15 protein-coding genes and 1 pseudogene are annotated in these 14,651 nt (G+C 72.0%); 7 read left to right on the top strand and 9 right to left on the bottom strand.

The features are described from left to right. The first annotated feature begins 67 nt into the window (after positions 1-67). From ACZ7DL_RS00855 to ACZ7DL_RS00870, 4 genes and pseudogenes are all read left to right on the top strand, one after another. Positions 68-1,357 carry a magnesium transporter MgtE N-terminal domain-containing protein gene (locus ACZ7DL_RS00855; protein ID WP_470770338.1) on the top strand — a complete coding sequence of 430 codons (1,290 nt, stop codon included), beginning with the start codon at positions 68-70 and terminating at the stop codon, positions 1,355-1,357. Further along, a complete protein-coding gene (locus ACZ7DL_RS00860) occupies positions 1,347-1,961 on the top strand; it encodes a DUF1003 domain-containing protein (protein ID WP_470770340.1) in 615 nt (204 codons plus the stop codon). The genes ACZ7DL_RS00855 and ACZ7DL_RS00860 overlap by 11 nt, the downstream gene beginning before the upstream one ends. A gap of 43 nt (positions 1,962-2,004) precedes the next feature. Further along, positions 2,005-3,138: an Mrp/NBP35 family ATP-binding protein gene (locus ACZ7DL_RS00865; protein ID WP_470770341.1), complete on the top strand. Its 1,134-nt coding sequence runs from the start codon at positions 2,005-2,007 to the stop codon at positions 3,136-3,138. A gap of 294 nt (positions 3,139-3,432) precedes the next feature. Further along, positions 3,433-3,911, top strand: a pseudogene (locus tag ACZ7DL_RS00870) (DUF6185 family protein). Positions 3,912-3,963: 52 nt separating this feature from the next. Here ACZ7DL_RS00870 and ACZ7DL_RS00875 read toward each other — a convergent pair. From ACZ7DL_RS00875 to sigE, 5 genes are all read right to left on the bottom strand, one after another. Then, positions 3,964-4,629, bottom strand: a complete 666-nt coding sequence (locus ACZ7DL_RS00875) for a hypothetical protein (protein ID WP_470770342.1) — start codon at positions 4,627-4,629, stop codon at positions 3,964-3,966. 241 nt (positions 4,630-4,870) lie between these two features. Continuing rightward, a complete protein-coding gene (locus ACZ7DL_RS00880; protein WP_470770344.1) occupies positions 4,871-5,302 on the bottom strand; it encodes a sec-independent translocase in 432 nt (143 codons plus the stop codon). Between the two features lie 84 nt (positions 5,303-5,386). Beyond that, entirely contained in the window at positions 5,387-7,312 is a 1,926-nt protein-coding gene (locus ACZ7DL_RS00885; protein WP_470770345.1) for a S1C family serine protease, read from the bottom strand. Between the two features lie 129 nt (positions 7,313-7,441). Further along, positions 7,442-8,479: a zf-HC2 domain-containing protein gene (locus ACZ7DL_RS00890; protein WP_470770346.1), complete on the bottom strand. Its 1,038-nt coding sequence runs from the start codon at positions 8,477-8,479 to the stop codon at positions 7,442-7,444. After that, a complete protein-coding gene (gene sigE, locus ACZ7DL_RS00895) occupies positions 8,476-9,189 on the bottom strand; it encodes an RNA polymerase sigma factor SigE (RefSeq protein ID WP_470770348.1) in 714 nt (237 codons plus the stop codon). The genes ACZ7DL_RS00890 and sigE overlap by 4 nt, the downstream gene beginning before the upstream one ends. Before the next feature lie 236 nt (positions 9,190-9,425). On the opposite strand from sigE, the gene ACZ7DL_RS00900 reads away from it, so the two are divergent. Continuing rightward, entirely contained in the window at positions 9,426-10,121 is a 696-nt protein-coding gene (locus tag ACZ7DL_RS00900) for an O-methyltransferase (protein WP_470771170.1), read from the top strand. Positions 10,122-10,207: 86 nt separating this feature from the next. Here the strand turns inward: ACZ7DL_RS00900 and ACZ7DL_RS00905 are convergent, their stop codons facing one another. Beyond that, positions 10,208-10,375, bottom strand: coding sequence for a DUF3117 domain-containing protein (locus ACZ7DL_RS00905; RefSeq protein ID WP_018544333.1), 168 nt, complete (start codon positions 10,373-10,375; stop codon positions 10,208-10,210). Positions 10,376-10,748: 373 nt separating this feature from the next. Between ACZ7DL_RS00905 and chcB the strand changes: the two genes are divergently transcribed. Then, positions 10,749-11,552, top strand: coding sequence for a 2-cyclohexenylcarbonyl CoA isomerase (gene chcB / locus ACZ7DL_RS00910; protein WP_470770350.1), 804 nt, complete (start codon positions 10,749-10,751; stop codon positions 11,550-11,552). An 83-nt stretch (positions 11,553-11,635) separates the two neighbouring features. Here the strand turns inward: chcB and ACZ7DL_RS00915 are convergent, their stop codons facing one another. After that, the gene (locus tag ACZ7DL_RS00915; protein WP_470770351.1) at positions 11,636-12,223 is read right to left on the bottom strand and encodes a DNA-3-methyladenine glycosylase I; all 588 of its coding nucleotides are present in this window, start codon (positions 12,221-12,223) and stop codon (positions 11,636-11,638) included. Further along, on the bottom strand, positions 12,220-12,576 hold the full coding sequence (locus ACZ7DL_RS00920; protein WP_470770353.1) for a DivIVA domain-containing protein: 357 nt from the start codon (positions 12,574-12,576) through the stop codon (positions 12,220-12,222). Before ACZ7DL_RS00920 ends, ACZ7DL_RS00915 begins: the two co-directional genes overlap by 4 nt. A 136-nt stretch (positions 12,577-12,712) precedes the next feature. On the opposite strand from ACZ7DL_RS00920, the gene folP reads away from it, so the two are divergent. Further along, complete coding sequence (gene folP / locus ACZ7DL_RS00925; RefSeq protein ID WP_470770355.1) at positions 12,713-13,573, top strand: dihydropteroate synthase; 861 nt, start codon at positions 12,713-12,715, stop codon at positions 13,571-13,573. A gap of 284 nt (positions 13,574-13,857) precedes the next feature. Here the strand turns inward: folP and ACZ7DL_RS00930 are convergent, their stop codons facing one another. Then, positions 13,858-14,616 carry an LOG family protein gene (locus tag ACZ7DL_RS00930; RefSeq protein ID WP_470770357.1) on the bottom strand — a complete coding sequence of 253 codons (759 nt, stop codon included), beginning with the start codon at positions 14,614-14,616 and terminating at the stop codon, positions 13,858-13,860. Between the last annotated feature and the right edge of the window lie 35 nt (positions 14,617-14,651).

A 14,651-nucleotide genomic window follows, 5' to 3' on the forward strand; every position in this document is an offset into this window, starting at 1 on the left:
CCTGAAGCGCACCTGCGCGGGTATGTCCGAGCAACTCACACGATCCCCACGCAAAGGAAGCACAGCCATGGCAGCCGGTGCCCCCCGGATCTTCGTCTCGCACCTGGCCGGGGTCCCCGTCTTCGATCCGACCGGCGACCAGGTGGGCCGCGTGCGCGATCTGGTCGTCATGCTGCGCGTCGGGCGGCGCCCGCCGCGCGTGCTCGGCCTGGTGGTCGAGCTCTCCACCCGTCGCCGTATCTTCCTGCCCATGACCCGGGTGACCGGCATCGAGTCGGGCCAGGTCATCACCACCGGCGTGCTGAACGTCCGCCGCTTCGAGCAGCGGCCCACGGAACGGCTGGTCTTCGGCGAGCTGCTGGACCGGCGGGTCACGTTGGTGGAGACCGGCGAGGAGGTCACCGTCCTCGACGTCTCCCTGCTGCAGCTGCCCGCCCGCCGGGACTGGGAGGTCGACCGCGTCTTCGTCCGCAAGGGGAAGAAGGGGGGCGCCTTCCGGCGGGCGAAGGGCGAGACGCTGACCGCCGAGTGGTCGGCCGTCACCGGGTTCTCCCTGGAAGAGCACGGGCAGGGCGCCGAGAGCCTGCTCGCCACCTTCGAGCAGCTGCGCCCCGCCGACCTCGCCAACGTCCTGCACCACCTCTCCCCCAAACGGCGGGCCGAGGTCGCCGCCGCCCTGGACGACGACCGGCTCGCCGACGTCCTGGAGGAGCTGCCGGAGGACGACCAGATCGAGATCCTCGGCAAGCTGAAGGAGGAGCGCGCGGCGGACGTGCTGGAGGCGATGGACCCGGACGACGCGGCCGACCTGCTCTCCGAGCTGCCCGAGGAGGACAAGGAGCGGCTGCTGAGCCTGATGCAGCCCGCCGACGCGGCCGAGATGCGCCGCCTGATGTCGTACGAGGAGCACACGGCCGGCGGTCTGATGACGACCGAGCCGATCGTGCTGCGGCCGGACGCCACCGTCGCCGACGCGCTCGCCCGGGTCCGCAACCCGGACCTCTCCCCCGCCCTCGCCGCCCAGGTCTACGTCTGCCGTCCGCCCGACGAGACCCCGACCGGCAAGTACCTGGGCACCGTCCACTTCCAGCGGCTGCTGCGCGACCCTCCGTACACCCTGGTCAGCTCGCTGGTGGACGACGATCTCCAGCCCCTGGCGCCGGACGCCGCCCTGCCGATCATCGCCGGGTTCTTCGCCACGTACGACATGGTGGCGGCGCCCGTGGTGGACGAGTCCGGGTCGCTGCTCGGCGCGGTGACCGTGGACGACGTACTGGACCACATGCTGCCCGAGGACTGGCGGGAGACGGAGTTCCACCTGGACGAAGGAGAGGAGGCGCCCACGCATGGCTCCTGAGCGCGAGACCGCGACCCGCGACCGCCATCCGGCGGGCGCCACGGCCGCCACCCGGCCCCGGGCCCCCCGGCTGGACCAGCCGCGCCCGCCGCGCCGCCGTTTCCTGCCCGAGTGGGACCCGGAGGCCTTCGGCCGGCTGTCGGAGAAGATCGCCCGGTTCCTGGGCACCGGGCGCTTCATCGTCTGGATGACGGTCGTCATCATCCTGTGGGTGGTCTGGAACGTGGCCGCACCGGTGGGGATGCGCTTCGACCAGTACCCGTTCATCTTCCTGACCCTGATGCTGTCCCTCCAGGCCTCCTACGCGGCTCCGCTGATCCTGCTCGCCCAGAACAGGCAGGACGACCGCGACCGGGTCAACCTGGAGCAGGACCGCAAGCAGAACGAGCGGTCCATCGCCGACACGGAGTACCTGACCCGGGAGATCGCCGCACTGCGCATGGGCCTCGGCGAGGTCGCCACCCGCGACTGGATCCGCTCGGAGCTGCAGGATCTGGTGAAGGAGCTGGAGGAGCTGCGCAGGCACGACGGTCACCCCGGCCAGGTCGTATTCCCGGCGGAACGGGCAGAACGCCCGCAGGGACGTGACACAGACGACCGCTGAGGGGCATCCCGGATGCCCCTCGGCGCGCCGTACCATCGTCCTTATGGCTACGGAAGACGCGGTGCGCGAGGCACTGGCGACGGTGAACGACCCCGAGATCAACCGCCCCATCACCGAACTGGGGATGGTCAAGTCGGTGGAGATCGGTGCGGACGGAGCGGTCGCGGTCACCGTGTATCTGACGGTGTCCGGCTGCCCGATGCGCGACACCATCACGCAGCGCGTCACCGAGGCGGTCTCCCGGGTCGACGGCGTCACCCGCGTCGACGTCACGCTGGACGTGATGAGCGACGAGCAGCGCAAGGAGCTGGCGGCGGCCCTGCGCGGCGGCCAGGCCGAGCGCGAGGTGCCCTTCGCCAAGCCGGGCAACCTCACCCGGGTCTACGCGGTCGCCTCCGGCAAGGGCGGTGTCGGCAAGTCCTCGGTGACGGTGAACCTGGCGGCGGCGATGGCTGCCGACGGCCTGAAGGTCGGTGTCGTGGACGCCGACATCTACGGCCACAGCGTGCCGCGCATGCTGGGCGCCGACGGCCGTCCCACCCAGGTCGAGAACATGATCATGCCGCCGTCCGCGAACGGCGTGAAGGTCATCTCCATCGGCATGTTCACCCCGGGCAACGCCCCCGTCGTCTGGCGCGGCCCGATGCTGCACCGCGCTCTCCAGCAGTTCCTCGCCGACGTCTACTGGGGCGACCTGGACGTCCTGCTCCTGGACCTCCCGCCCGGCACCGGTGACATCGCGATCTCCGTGGCCCAGCTGGTCCCCAACGCCGAGATCCTGGTCGTGACGACCCCGCAGCAGGCGGCGGCCGAGGTGGCCGAGCGGGCGGGCTCCATCGCCGTGCAGACCCACCAGAAGATCGTCGGCGTGGTCGAGAACATGTCCGGCCTGCCCTGCCCGCACTGCGGCGAGATGGTCGACGTCTTCGGCACGGGCGGCGGCCAGCTGGTCGCCGACGGCCTGACCCGTACGACGGGTACGACGGTCCCGGTCCTCGGCAACATCCCGATCGACGTCCGCCTGCGCGAGGGCGGCGACGAGGGCAAGCCGGTGGTCCTCACCGACCCGGACTCCCCGGCGGGCTCGGCCCTGCGCGCGATCGCCGGCAAACTGGGCGGCCGCCAGCGTGGCCTGTCGGGCCTGTCGCTGGGCATCACGCCGAAGAACAAGTTCTGAGCCGGCTTCTCTCAGCTGGTACGGCGAAGGGGTGCCGTCGTTCGTCGACGGCGCCCCTTCGCCGTACTCAACGGTCGTCGCGTGCGTCCGCGTGCCCCGGGCAGAGGTCGAGCGTGGTGCACAGCAGGATCTCCTGACAGGAGGCTCCCCCGGGCTCAGCGCCCGGCTCCCGGTCGGCATGCGGCACGAACCGCCGTTGCGATGCCTTGAGGTGCCGCGTCCGATCCGCCTTCTCGACGTGCACGTGCTCCGCACACCGCGCGTCTGGCCTTCTACTTCGGAATCCCGGCCGGCGTGGGCCTGCTCTATCTGCACTTGCAGGATCCGTGGACCATGCTGCAGCTCAGACACGAGCCCACCGCGATTCCGGAGCTCGTCGCGAAGTTCGCCGCCTATCAGACGGCGTGGGCCGCTGCCGGTTTCACCCTGGGCGCGCTGTGGCGCCTGCTCCCGGCCACCGCAGCGCCGTTCGGGCGTGGTGCCTGGCCTTCGCCTTCGCCCTGCCCGCCTCTCTGGCGCTGCTGCTCTACCGGTTCACCGGCGCGGACTTCGTGAGCCTGCTTCTCTACTCCCTGCTCATGGCCACGATCCTGACGGCCACCAGCATCTGGTCGGACACATCCACGTTTCGCGAAGAACGGCAGTACTCGCCCAGCCGTCTCGCTCTGCTGGTGTCCATCTACCGGCTACGGGGCCTCACCGGGCACGTCACCTGGCTGCTGGCGCAGCTCGCGGCGGCCGTGGCGATCCGGCACGAGTTGGCCACCCGTTGACCGGCCCGATCCGGACCGCCGCCCGGCCGCGGCGGTCCCCCTGACCCGCCGCCTAGGCGTACGCGGCGATGTCCTTGATCGCGGCGAATCCGAGCCCGTACGCGCTCATCCCCCGCCCGTAGGCGCCGAGGTGCACTCCCGCCTCCGTCGTACCGGCCAGCACCCAGCCGTACTCGGACTCCCGGTAGTGGAACGAGGCGGCGACGCCGTCCACCGGGAGGGAGAGTCTGGACCATTCGGGGCCGTCGAGATCGTCGGCCAGCGCCCAGGCGGTCTCGGTCTGCTGGTCCAGCCAGTCGTCCCGCAGGCTGTGGTCCATCTGCCCGGGCCAGGTGAAGGACAGCAGCCCCACGCCGGCCAGCCATGCCGCCGAGGACACCGATGTCGCCTCCAGCAGCCCCGTGCCGTCGGCGCTCCGCCGGGACGGCTGCGCGGCGACGGTCACCACGACCGCGAACTTCTCCCGCGGCTCACCGGCGGAGCCGGACTCGCCCCGCACCGAGGGCTCGTCACCGTGCCCGATCGAACCGTGCTCGACGGCGCCGTCGGCCGCCGTGCCGACCTGCATCAGCCAGCGCGGCCCCGTGAACGCCTCGTCGAGCCCGTACCAGGGGAAGGGCGCCCGCAGGTAACCGTCGACCGTACGCCGGGCGGAGGGGAGCTGCTGTCCGCCCTCCGCGGCCGGCGCCTGCGCGCCCACCCGACTCGTCGTCTCCATCTGCCCGGACGCCTCCTCGCTCTCGTCGGACCGGGGTGGCCCGCCCCCCTTCGGGCGTACGCGTCCGGTCCGCACAACAACTCGGCAGCATATCCACACTGCTGAGAGCAGCAGGGCAGGCGCTGGATGCGTGGGTCGCGCGAACGGCCTGTTCAGGCCGTGCGCGACGGGCGGGCGCTATGAAACGCGTCACGTGCGCGGCGTACACCCGCGTGCGCGTGTCGGCAGGGAGCGGCTCCGCTTACGTGGCGTCCGCGTCGAAGGGCGGGCGCTCGGCGTCGCCGGGCGCCTCGGGCTTCTTGGTCATGTCGACGCGGCCGCCGGAGGACGCCGGGGAGGACGTCCCGCCGTCGCGACCGTGCACCGCGTCCGTGACCTCGGCCATCTCCTTCTTCAGGTCGAAGCCGTTGCGGATCTCCTTCAGCCCCAGTTCGTCGTTGTCCAGCTGCTTGCGGAGGAACGTCTTGGGGTTGAGGTCCTCGAACTCGAAGTCCTTGAACTCCGGACCGAGTTCGCTGCGGATGTCGTGCTTGGCGCTCTCCGAGAACTCGCGGATCTTCCGGATCGTGCGCATCACGTCCTGGATGACCTTCGGGAGCTTGTCCGGACCGAAGACGAGCACGGCGAGCACGATGATGGTCACCAGCTCCAGTGGCCCTATGTCATTGAACACCTGACGCTCCTTGCGATGCCCTCGGTCACTCAACGGTACCCGGCGTTCCTGTCCGACCGGTACCGTCCCGAGGTGAGACTTCTGTCAGTTCTGCTCCGACGCTCCCAGCACGAGTGACACCTCCCGCTCGATGCCCTCGCGTTCGACCGTCAGCCGCAGCCGGTCACCGGGGCGGTGGGCACGGATCTTGACGATCAGCTCCTCACCTGTGTGGACGCGCTCGCCGCCGACCTCGGTGATGACGTCGCCCGCCTTGAGGCCGGCCCGCTCGCCGGGGCCGCCCCGGGTGACGGCGGGACCGCCGCCCGCGCTCTTGCTGTCGATCCGGGCGCCGTCACCGGTGTAGCCCATGTCGAGAGTGACGCCGATCACAGGATGGGTGGCGTGGCCGGTGTTGATCAGTTCCTCGGCGACGCGCTTGGCCTGGTTGACCGGTATGGCGAACCCGAGGCCGATGGAGCCGGCCTGGCCGCCCTCGGAATCCGAGCCGCTGCCGGCGGAGCGGATCGCGGAGTTGATGCCGATGACCTGGGCGCGGGAGTCGAGCAGCGGGCCGCCGGAGTTGCCCGGGTTGATCGGGGCGTCGGTCTGGAGCGCGTCGACGTAGCTGACGTCGCTTCCGTCGCTCTTCTCCCCGCCGGCCGTGATGGGCCGCTCCTTGGCGCTGATGATGCCGGAGGTGACCGTGTTGGCGAGGTCGAAGGGGGCGCCGATGGCGACGACCGGGTCGCCGACCTTGACGTCGTCGGAGTTGCCGAGCGGCAGCGGGGTGAGTCCGTGCACGCCGCGCACCTGGACGACGGCGAGGTCGTAGCCGCTGTCCCGGCCGACGACCTTGGCCTTGACGGTGTCGCCGCTGCTGAACGTCACGGATATCTCGCCGTCCGACCCGGCGGGCTCCACGACGTGGTTGTTGGTGAGGATGTGCCCCTGGGCGTCGAGCACGAAGCCGGTGCCGGTGCCCGCCTCGTCGGCCCCGCGCACGTGCAGCGTGACCACGCTGGGCAGGGCGCGGGCGGCGATCCCGGCCACGCTGTCCGGCGCCCGGCCGGCCGGCACGCTCCCGGCCTGCGGCAGCCGGAGGTCGTCGCCCAGGCCCTCGCGCTCGACGTAGGCGCCGACGGCTCCGCCGATGCCCGCCGAGACGAAGGCGACGACCAGGGTCCATACGAGGATGAAGCGCTTCGCCCGCCGCTTGCGCTGCTCGTCCGTCAGCACCGCTGCCCCGGTCTGCTGCAGCGGCCCCTGGGCCAGGGCCTGCTCCTTGGCCGATCCAGCGCCCCAGGGGTCGTACCGCCCCCAGGGGTCGGCGGGAGGGGGTACGGAGGCGTCGGCGGCCTCGGGAGAGACGGGAGCCGTGGGCACCGCCGAGCCGGGAGGGGTGGGCTGCGCGGGCGCAGGCACGTGGGCCGCGGGTGCCGGCATGGCCGCAGGGGCCGGGACAGAGGGCGCCGGTGCCGGTACGGGCGGCGCGGGGGTCGGCGCGGAAGACATGGGTGCCGGACCGTGAGCCGCCGGTGCCGGTACAGAGGGCACGGGAGCCGGCACGGGAGACATGGGTGCCGGGCCGTGAGCCGCCGGTGCCGGTACGGGCGGCGCGGCTGCCGGCGTGGGAGCCGCGGGTGCGGGTGTCGCCGTCCCGTGGGCCGGAGTCGCCGCCGGGTGCTGTACCGGCGGTGCCGGAGCCCAGGGGCCGGGTTCGCCGTACGGCGGGGTGCTGTACGGATCGGGGTCGTGCAGCGGCTTGGGCCGCTCGGCGGGCACCGTCCAGGCGGTTTCCCCGGCTGCCACACTTTCGCCCGCCCCGGCGCCGGCCGCTGCCGGCCTGGCCAGCTCGAAGTCGCCGTCGGCAGCGGACGGGGCCCGGTCCACGGGCTCCGGTGCACGGCCGGCCGGGACCTCCTCGGTGCCCGTCTCCGCCCCCACGACATCCTCGATCCGGTCGGCCGGTGTCACCCCCGCCGCTCCCTCCGGTCCTGCCACCGGCGGGACACGGTTCCCCTCGTTCATGTTCTCCCCACGGCCCGGCCGCGACCACGCGCTGTCGCGGCCACGGAACTTCGTCTACGCGCCCGGGTCATCGCCACCGGGCACGGCCCTCACAGGATTCAACCAGGTTCGCCGTGGTGCAGTCGCCGGTCAGGGCGACGGGTGGGGTGCGGGGGTGGTGTCGGGGACGGGGGCGGACAGCAGGTCGGAACCGGTGGCTCCGAGGGACGTGGACCAGTCGGAGAGCGGGAGCGCCGTGATCTCGTCGAGCGGGCGTATCAGTGGGGAGACGGCGGCCGCACCGGCCAGCACCGGCGCGGTCAGGCCGCGTACGGCGTCGGTCTGTGGCTGCCCGGCGGAGGCCGGCACTCCGGGCAGCAGCGGGGCGGACAGCGCGGTCGGCGCCGCCGGGACCGGCCCGATCAGCGCACCGCCCTGGGCGAGCAGCGGTCCCACCGGGCGGCGGCGCTGGCTGTCCGGTGTGATCGTGCCCCCTGCGCCGGTGGTGCCCGCCGAGCGCGCCGGGGTCGCATTGCTGCCCGTGCCGGAGCCGCCGCGGGCGTCCGCGGTCAGGCCGGGGACGGCGGTGGTCATGCCGCCGAGGGCGACCGCGGCCAGCGACACCGCACCGGCGGCGGCGACCGCGAAGCGCAGCCCGCGCGAGGCGGAGCGGCCGTCGTCGGGGCGGCCGACGGGATGGATGCGGAAGCCACGGTCCGCGGGCCCGGCGGTGCGGTCCGCCCGGGCGGGGACATAGCCGTGCGGGCGGGCGGGGACGTACCCGAACGCGAAGCGGTCGGCGCGCCTCACGCCGAAGACGCCGGAGGATCCGGAGGGTCCGGAGGGTCCGGAGGGTCCGGAGGGTCCGGATGCGGGGTCGCCTCCGAGGAGGTGGCCCCCGGGTGACGGCGTGCCGCCGCCGTCCAGGTCACCTCCCGCGGGGAGGCCCTGGAGGCGGGCCAGAAAGCTCGCCGAGGGCGGGGGCGGGGCCGCCTCCGCGAACACGTTCTTCAGCGCGCGCTGGGCGTCCGCCTCCGCCTTGCACCGGGCGCAGGTGGCCAGGTGCGCGAGGACCCGCTCACGCGTGTCATGACCGAGCTCTCCGTCCACCAGAGCGGAGAGCCGGTCTCCCAGGTGCTGCTCTGCGAGATGGGGCTCCTCGACAGGTTTCAGTCGTGATCCACTCACGCGGTCGCGCCCCCTCCCCCCAGAGCGGGGACACGGGCCAGGAAGGAGCGCCGCTCGGCGGCACGGGCTTCCGGGGAGCGGTGGGCGAGCGCCTTGCGGAGCTGGGACCGGCCGCGGTGGATACGGGAGCGGACCGTGCCGAGCTTCACGCCGAGGGTGGCGGCGATCTCCTCGTACGACAGTCCTTCGATGTCGCACAGGACGACGGCGGCGCGGAACTCGGGCGCCAGGGTGTCGAGGGCCTGCTGGACGTCGGCGTCGAAGTGGGCGTCGTTGAAGAGCTGCTGCGGGGTGGGCTCGCGGCTGGCCAGGCGGTCGGCCGCGTCGTCGCCGAGGGCGTCGAAGCGGATGCGCTGCTTGCGCCGGACCATGTCCAGGAAGAGGTTGGTGGTGATGCGGTGCAGCCAGCCCTCGAAGGTGCCCGGCGAGTACGTAGACAGGGAGCGGAAGACGCGGACGAAGACCTCCTGGGTGAGGTCCTCGGCGTCGTGCTGGTTGCCCGTCAGGCGGTACGCGAGTCGGTAGACCCGGCCGCTGTGCATGCTGACGATCTCGTCCCACGTGGGCGGAGTCCACGCCTGCCCGTCCGCGTCGGTGGCGAAGGTCGCGGTCTGGGTCTCGCCTGCGGCGAAACCGGCGGCGTGGCTGTCAGCAGCGGTGTCGGTCACGGATTTCGGCCTGCCCGCCGACCCGAGGAAGCGCCGCAGCACTCCACCCCGATCCCCGGGCGCAGCCGCACCTCCCCTGTCGGCTCTGGTGGTGTCCAGTGGAGCCCCTACCATAGCCACCTCGCCCGTTAGCTCCGGATAAGCGGTTTTACGAGAATTTGATGCAGGCTGATACAGCTCATACGGCTGCGTCAGCAGTTGCTCGGCGTCCTGATCCACCTCTTGCCCCCCGTCGCCTCCCGGGCCACCGGCTCATCCCTATAAACGCCTGGTCCCATCTGCGGGTTCCCGCCGCCAACGGATACAGTCACGCCCAGGCAACCAGGGGACGGGAGAGGGTCATTACCGGCAACCGGCAGACGAGCTGGGCGTTCGCCGACGCCTTTGTCGCCGAGGACGAAGCGCTGCGGTGGGCCCGCGACCGGGCCCGCGAGGCAGGGCTGCGCTCGGTGTCGCCCAGCACGGGCGCCGCGCTGCGACTGCTCGCCGCCTCCGTGGACGCGAAGGCGGTCGCGGAGATCGGCACGGGCTGCGGGGTGTCCGGGATCCATCTGCTGCACGGGATGCGGCCGGACGGGGTGCTCACCACGGTGGACCCGGAGCCGGACCACCAGCAGTTCGCCCGGCAGGCCTTCCGCGTCTGCGGCTTCGCCAGCAACCGGGCCCGTTTCATCCCCGGCCACGCCCTGGACGTGCTGCCGCGTCTCGCGGACGCCGGCTACGACCTCGTCTTCTGCGACGGGGACCGGCTGGAGTACCCGGACTACCTCGCTGAATCGTTGCGCCTGCTGCGGACGGGGGGTCTGGTCGTCTTCGAGGGCGTCTTCGCAGGCGGCCGGACGGTCGACTCGGGGCCGCAGCCGACCGAGGTGCTGCGGCTGCGCGAGCTGCTGCGCACCGTGCGGGAGAGCCAGGAGCTGGTGTCGTCGCTGCTGCCGGTGGGCGACGGACTGCTCTGCGCCGTCAAGCGGTGACCCCGGCCGCGACGGTCCCCGGGAACGCGGCTGCCCCGGCACCGCGTACGATGCCGGGGCAGTCGCAAGGACAGGATCGCTGGGACTCAGACGACGACCTTCTTGAGGGCGTCGCCAAGCGCCTCGGCCTCGTCAGGGGTCAGCTCGACGACGAGTCGACCGCCGCCTTCGAGCGGAACGCGCATGACGATGCCCCGCCCCTCCTTGGTCACCTCGAGCGGGCCATCACCCGTCCGCGGCTTCATGGCCGCCATGCTCGTTCCCCTTCCTGAAACCAGCTCATCGTCTGCCGACGGCCCCAAGAGGGCAACCGCCATCCGGAACGGACACGCGACACCGGCATCGAACACATTGCTTCCAAGCCATTATCCCGCATCGCAGGACCCGATGACCAACATCGGTCGGCATCGCTTGGGCAACGCGCGCGAGCAAAACCACCCAATTCGGCGATGTGGCTGCGATACTGCGCCACCGCACGGAAATCCACCGGCCGGCCCGACCCTGCTTTTCTTTGACGCAGGTCACATGTGCGCTCCGGCCCTTTGCCGGCGATCTCCGCCATGCTGTCCTCAGACAGGGGCGTACTGAGCGGTACGTCACCAGCCGCGACACCGGAGGGGATACGCCATGGCCGACACCGTGCTCTACGAGGTGAGCGATGGACTCGCGACGATCACGCTGAACCGCCCCGAGGCGATGAACGCGCTGAACATCGCGACCAAGGTCGCCCTCCGGGAGGCGGCGGAATCGGCGGCAGGCGACTCGGCCGTACGGGCGATCCTGCTGACCGCCGCCGGGGACCGGGCGTTCTGCGTGGGCCAGGACCTCAAGGAGCACATCGGGCTGCTGGCCAGCGACCGGGAGAGCGGGTCGGGGCAGACGATGAGCACGGTCAAGGAGCACTACAACCCCGTCATGCGGGCGCTCGCCGGTGCGTCGAAGCCGGTGGTCGCGGCGGTGAACGGCGTCGCCGCCGGGGCCGGGTTCGGCTTCGCGCTCGCCGCGGACTACCGCGTGGTGGCCGACACCGCGTCCTTCAACACCTCGTTCGCGGGCGTGGCCCTGACCGCCGACTCCGGCATCTCCTGGACCCTGCCCCGGGTGATCGGCCCGAGCCGCGCCGCCGACCTGCTGCTTTTCCCGCGCAACATCAGCGCCCAGGACGCGCTGGAGCTGGGCATCGCCAACCGGCTCGTGCCCTCCGCCGAGCTGCGCGCGGAGGCCGAGAAGGTGGCCCGGGCGCTGGCCGAGGGGCCGACGGTGGCGTACGCGGCGATCAAGGAGGCGGTGGCGTACGGGCTGACGCACTCGCTCGAGGAGACGCTGGAGAAGGAGGACGAGCTCCAGACTCGGGCGGGGCAGTCGGAGGATCACGCCATCGCCGTTCAGGCGTTCGTGAACAAGGAGAAGCCCAAGTACTTGGGGCGGTGACGCTCCACGGGCGGGGATGCGGGTTCGCAGTGGTTGCTCGCGCCCAGGCGGCGGAGCCACAGATCGCTACGGCCCCGCGCCCCTCACGCGGCGCTACGGGCCACGCACACTTCCAAGTGGTCGTTCACCAGGCCGCACGCCTGCATCAGCGCGTACGCGGTCGTCGGGCCCACAAACCTGAGCCCCCGCTTCTTCAGCGCCTTGGAAAGGGCCGTGGACTCCGGAGTGACCGCCGGGACGTCGGCCAGGGTCTGCGGGGCCGGGCGGCCGGCCGGGTCGGGGGCGTGGGACCAGATCAGGGAGTCCAGGTCGCCCTCGGCCCAGTCGGCGAGTATGCGCGCGTTGGCGAGCGTGGCGTCGATCTTGGCCCGGTTGCGGATGATGCCCGGGTCGGCCAGCAGGCGGTCGCGGTCGTCGTCGGTGAACGTGGCGACCTTCTCGATGCGGAAGCCGGCGAAGGCCGCGCGGAAACCGGGGCGGCGGCGCAGGATCGTGATCCAGGACAGGCCCGACTGGAAGGCCTCCAGGCTGATCCGCTCGAAGAGGGCGTCGTCGCCGTGGACCGGGCGGCCCCACTCCGCGTCGTGGTACGACACGTAGTCGTCGGTGGACAGGGCCCAGGGGCAGCGCAGGGCGCCGTCCGGACCGGCGAGGGCTGCTCCGGTGGTCATCGCTGCTCCTCCCGGCCCTCGCCCTTGGCCGGCGGCGCGTGCGCGGCGGCGGCTCTGGCGCCGGCCAGGGCGGACTCCAGGTCGGCGATGCGGGCGTCCCGTTCGGCCAGTTCGGCGGCGAGCCGGCCGAGCGCGTCGTCGACGTCGGCCATGCGATAGCCGCGCGGGGCGACCGGGAAGCGCAGGCTCTCCACGTCCTCGCGGCCCACCGGGCGGTCCGCGGGCAGCGGGTCCCGCAGCTGCTCCGGCACCACCTCGGGGAGCGGGCCGCTCGCTCCGCCGCCCACCACGGCCAGGGTCACCGCGGCGACCACGACGGCCAGCGCGACGACCAGGAACAAGAACATCACCATCGCCAGAGGTCCCCACGCTCGTACCGGACGCTGTGCCGGAAGCTGAATCTGTCAGGCTCCGATCGTGCCATGCGAGTCTGACAGTTAGGGTCACAGGCGGCTGTACTGCGGGATGTTCGAGGAGAGGTCACAGCGGATGCTCAGGCTGGGCAAGCGGGAATTCGGACCGCACGAGCCGGTGATCATGGCGATCGTGAACCGGACGCCGGATTCCTTCTACGACCAAGGAGCCACGTTCCGCGACGAGCCTGCGCTCGCCCGGGTGGAGCAGGCGGTGGCCGAGGGCGCCGCGATCATCGACGTCGGCGGGGTGAAGGCCGGGCCGGGCGAGGAGGTCACGGCGGAGGAGGAGGCGCGCCGGACGGTCGGTTTCGTCGCGGAGGTACGGCGCCGGTTCCCCGATGTGATCATCAGCGTGGACACCTGGCGGGCCGAGGTCGGCGAGGCCGTATGCGAGGCGGGCGCCGATCTGCTGAACGACGCGTGGGGCGGGGTCGACCCGGGGCTCGCGGAGGTCGCCGGCCGGTACGGCGTGGGGCTGGTGTGCACGCACGCGGGTGGCGTGCAGCCGCGGACGCGACCGCACCGGATCGCCTACGGCGACGTCATGGCCGACATCCTCGAGGTGACCGTGGGGCTGGCCGAGCGGGCGGTGGCGCTGGGGGTGCCGCGGGAGTCGGTCCTGATCGACCCCGGGCACGACTTCGGGAAGAACACGCGGCACAGCCTGGAGGCGACGCGGCGGCTGGACGAGATGGTGGCCACGGGGTGGCCGGTGCTGGTGTCGCTGTCCAACAAGGACTTCGTGGGCGAGAGCCTGGACCGGCCGGTGAAGGAGCGGCTGATCGGTACGTTGGCGACGACGGCCGTGTCCGCGTGGCTCGGGGCGCAGGTGTACCGGGTGCACGAGGTGGCCGAGACCCGTCAGGTACTGGACATGGTGGCGTCGATCGCCGGGCACCGGGTCCCCGCGGTGGCCCGCCGGGGTCTGGCCTGAGCGACCGGGGGCTCCGCCCCCTGGACCCCGCTCGCCCATCCGCCCGACCGCCTCGGTCGGCTGACAGGCGAAGGAAAAGGGTGGGCATGGGCCCGGGGTCCGGGGCGGAGCCGACAGGGCCTAGGGGGTTTCGTTTGGATCAGGTCGGATCAGGCCGCGGCGCATGGTGCGGTGCATCGCAAGGCGGAGGATCACCCGCGTACTGGGCGTACTCGGGTGGTCCGACAACGCGGCGAGGTGCCGTGCCGGGCGTCGCGGACCCGGGCTGATCCAAACGAAGCCCCCTAGCGGCCCGCCTCCTTCGAGACCAGGGCCACCGCCTCCTCCACGTCGTCGGTCAGGTGGAACAGCAGGAGGTCCTTCTCCGCCGCCTTGCCCTGGGCGACCAGCGTGTTCTTCAGCCAGGCCACCAGACCGCCCCAGTACTCGCTGCCGAACAGCACGATCGGGAAGCGGGTGACCTTCTGCGTCTGGACCAGGGTCAGGGCCTCGAAGAGTTCGTCGAGGGTGCCGAGGCCGCCGGGCAGAACGACGAAACCCTGGGCATATTTGACGAACATCATTTTCCGCACAAAGAAGTACCGGAAATTCAGTCCGATATCGACGTACGGATTCAGCCCCTGCTCGAAGGGAAGCTCGATACCGAGGCCGACCGAGATACCGCCGGCCTCGCACGCGCCCTTGTTGGCCGCCTCCATCGCGCCGGGGCCGCCGCCGGTGATCACGGCCCAGCCGGCCTCCACCAGCCCGCGGCCGAGCCGCACCCCCGCGTCGTACTCGGGCGAGTCCACCGTCGTCCGCGCCGAGCCGAACACGCTGATCGCGGGCGGGAGTTCGGCGAGCGTGCCGAAACCCTCGATGAACTCCGACTGGATGCGGAGCACGCGCCAGGGGTCCGTGTGGACCCAGTCCGAGGGGCCGCCCGCGTCCAGCAGCCGCTGGTCGGTCGTGCTGGCCGTGACCTGTCCTCGCCGTCGGAGGACCGGTCCGAGCCGCTGCTCGTCCGGCGGCTGCTTCTTCCCCTCGGGGTTGCCGGTAGCCATGTGCGCTCCCTCCGCTTGCCGGTAGTTCGATCTCA

Source organism: Streptomyces sp. NPDC036984 (genome assembly GCF_055607665.1).

What these genes read in the sequence shown, in the direction of transcription:
- ACZ7DL_RS00920 (WP_470770353.1), bottom strand. Translation starts at nt 12,576, where the DNA reads ATGGTGATGTTCTTGTTCCTGGTCGTCGCGCTGGCCGTCGTGGTCGCC.
- ACZ7DL_RS00915 (WP_470770351.1), bottom strand. Translation starts at nt 12,223, where the DNA reads ATGACCACCGGAGCAGCCCTCGCCGGTCCGGACGGCGCCCTGCGCTGC.
- ACZ7DL_RS00930 (WP_470770357.1), bottom strand. Translation starts at nt 14,616, where the DNA reads ATGGCTACCGGCAACCCCGAGGGGAAGAAGCAGCCGCCGGACGAGCAG.
- ACZ7DL_RS00905 (WP_018544333.1), bottom strand. Translation starts at nt 10,375, where the DNA reads ATGGCGGCCATGAAGCCGCGGACGGGTGATGGCCCGCTCGAGGTGACC.
- ACZ7DL_RS00875 (WP_470770342.1), bottom strand. Translation starts at nt 4,629, where the DNA reads ATGGAGACGACGAGTCGGGTGGGCGCGCAGGCGCCGGCCGCGGAGGGC.
- ACZ7DL_RS00885 (WP_470770345.1), bottom strand. Translation starts at nt 7,312, where the DNA reads ATGAACGAGGGGAACCGTGTCCCGCCGGTGGCAGGACCGGAGGGAGCG.
- chcB (WP_470770350.1), top strand. Translation starts at nt 10,749, where the DNA reads ATGGCCGACACCGTGCTCTACGAGGTGAGCGATGGACTCGCGACGATC.
- folP (WP_470770355.1), top strand. Translation starts at nt 12,713, where the DNA reads ATGCTCAGGCTGGGCAAGCGGGAATTCGGACCGCACGAGCCGGTGATC.
- ACZ7DL_RS00865 (WP_470770341.1), top strand. Translation starts at nt 2,005, where the DNA reads ATGGCTACGGAAGACGCGGTGCGCGAGGCACTGGCGACGGTGAACGAC.
- ACZ7DL_RS00855 (WP_470770338.1), top strand. Translation starts at nt 68, where the DNA reads ATGGCAGCCGGTGCCCCCCGGATCTTCGTCTCGCACCTGGCCGGGGTC.
- ACZ7DL_RS00860 (WP_470770340.1), top strand. Translation starts at nt 1,347, where the DNA reads ATGGCTCCTGAGCGCGAGACCGCGACCCGCGACCGCCATCCGGCGGGC.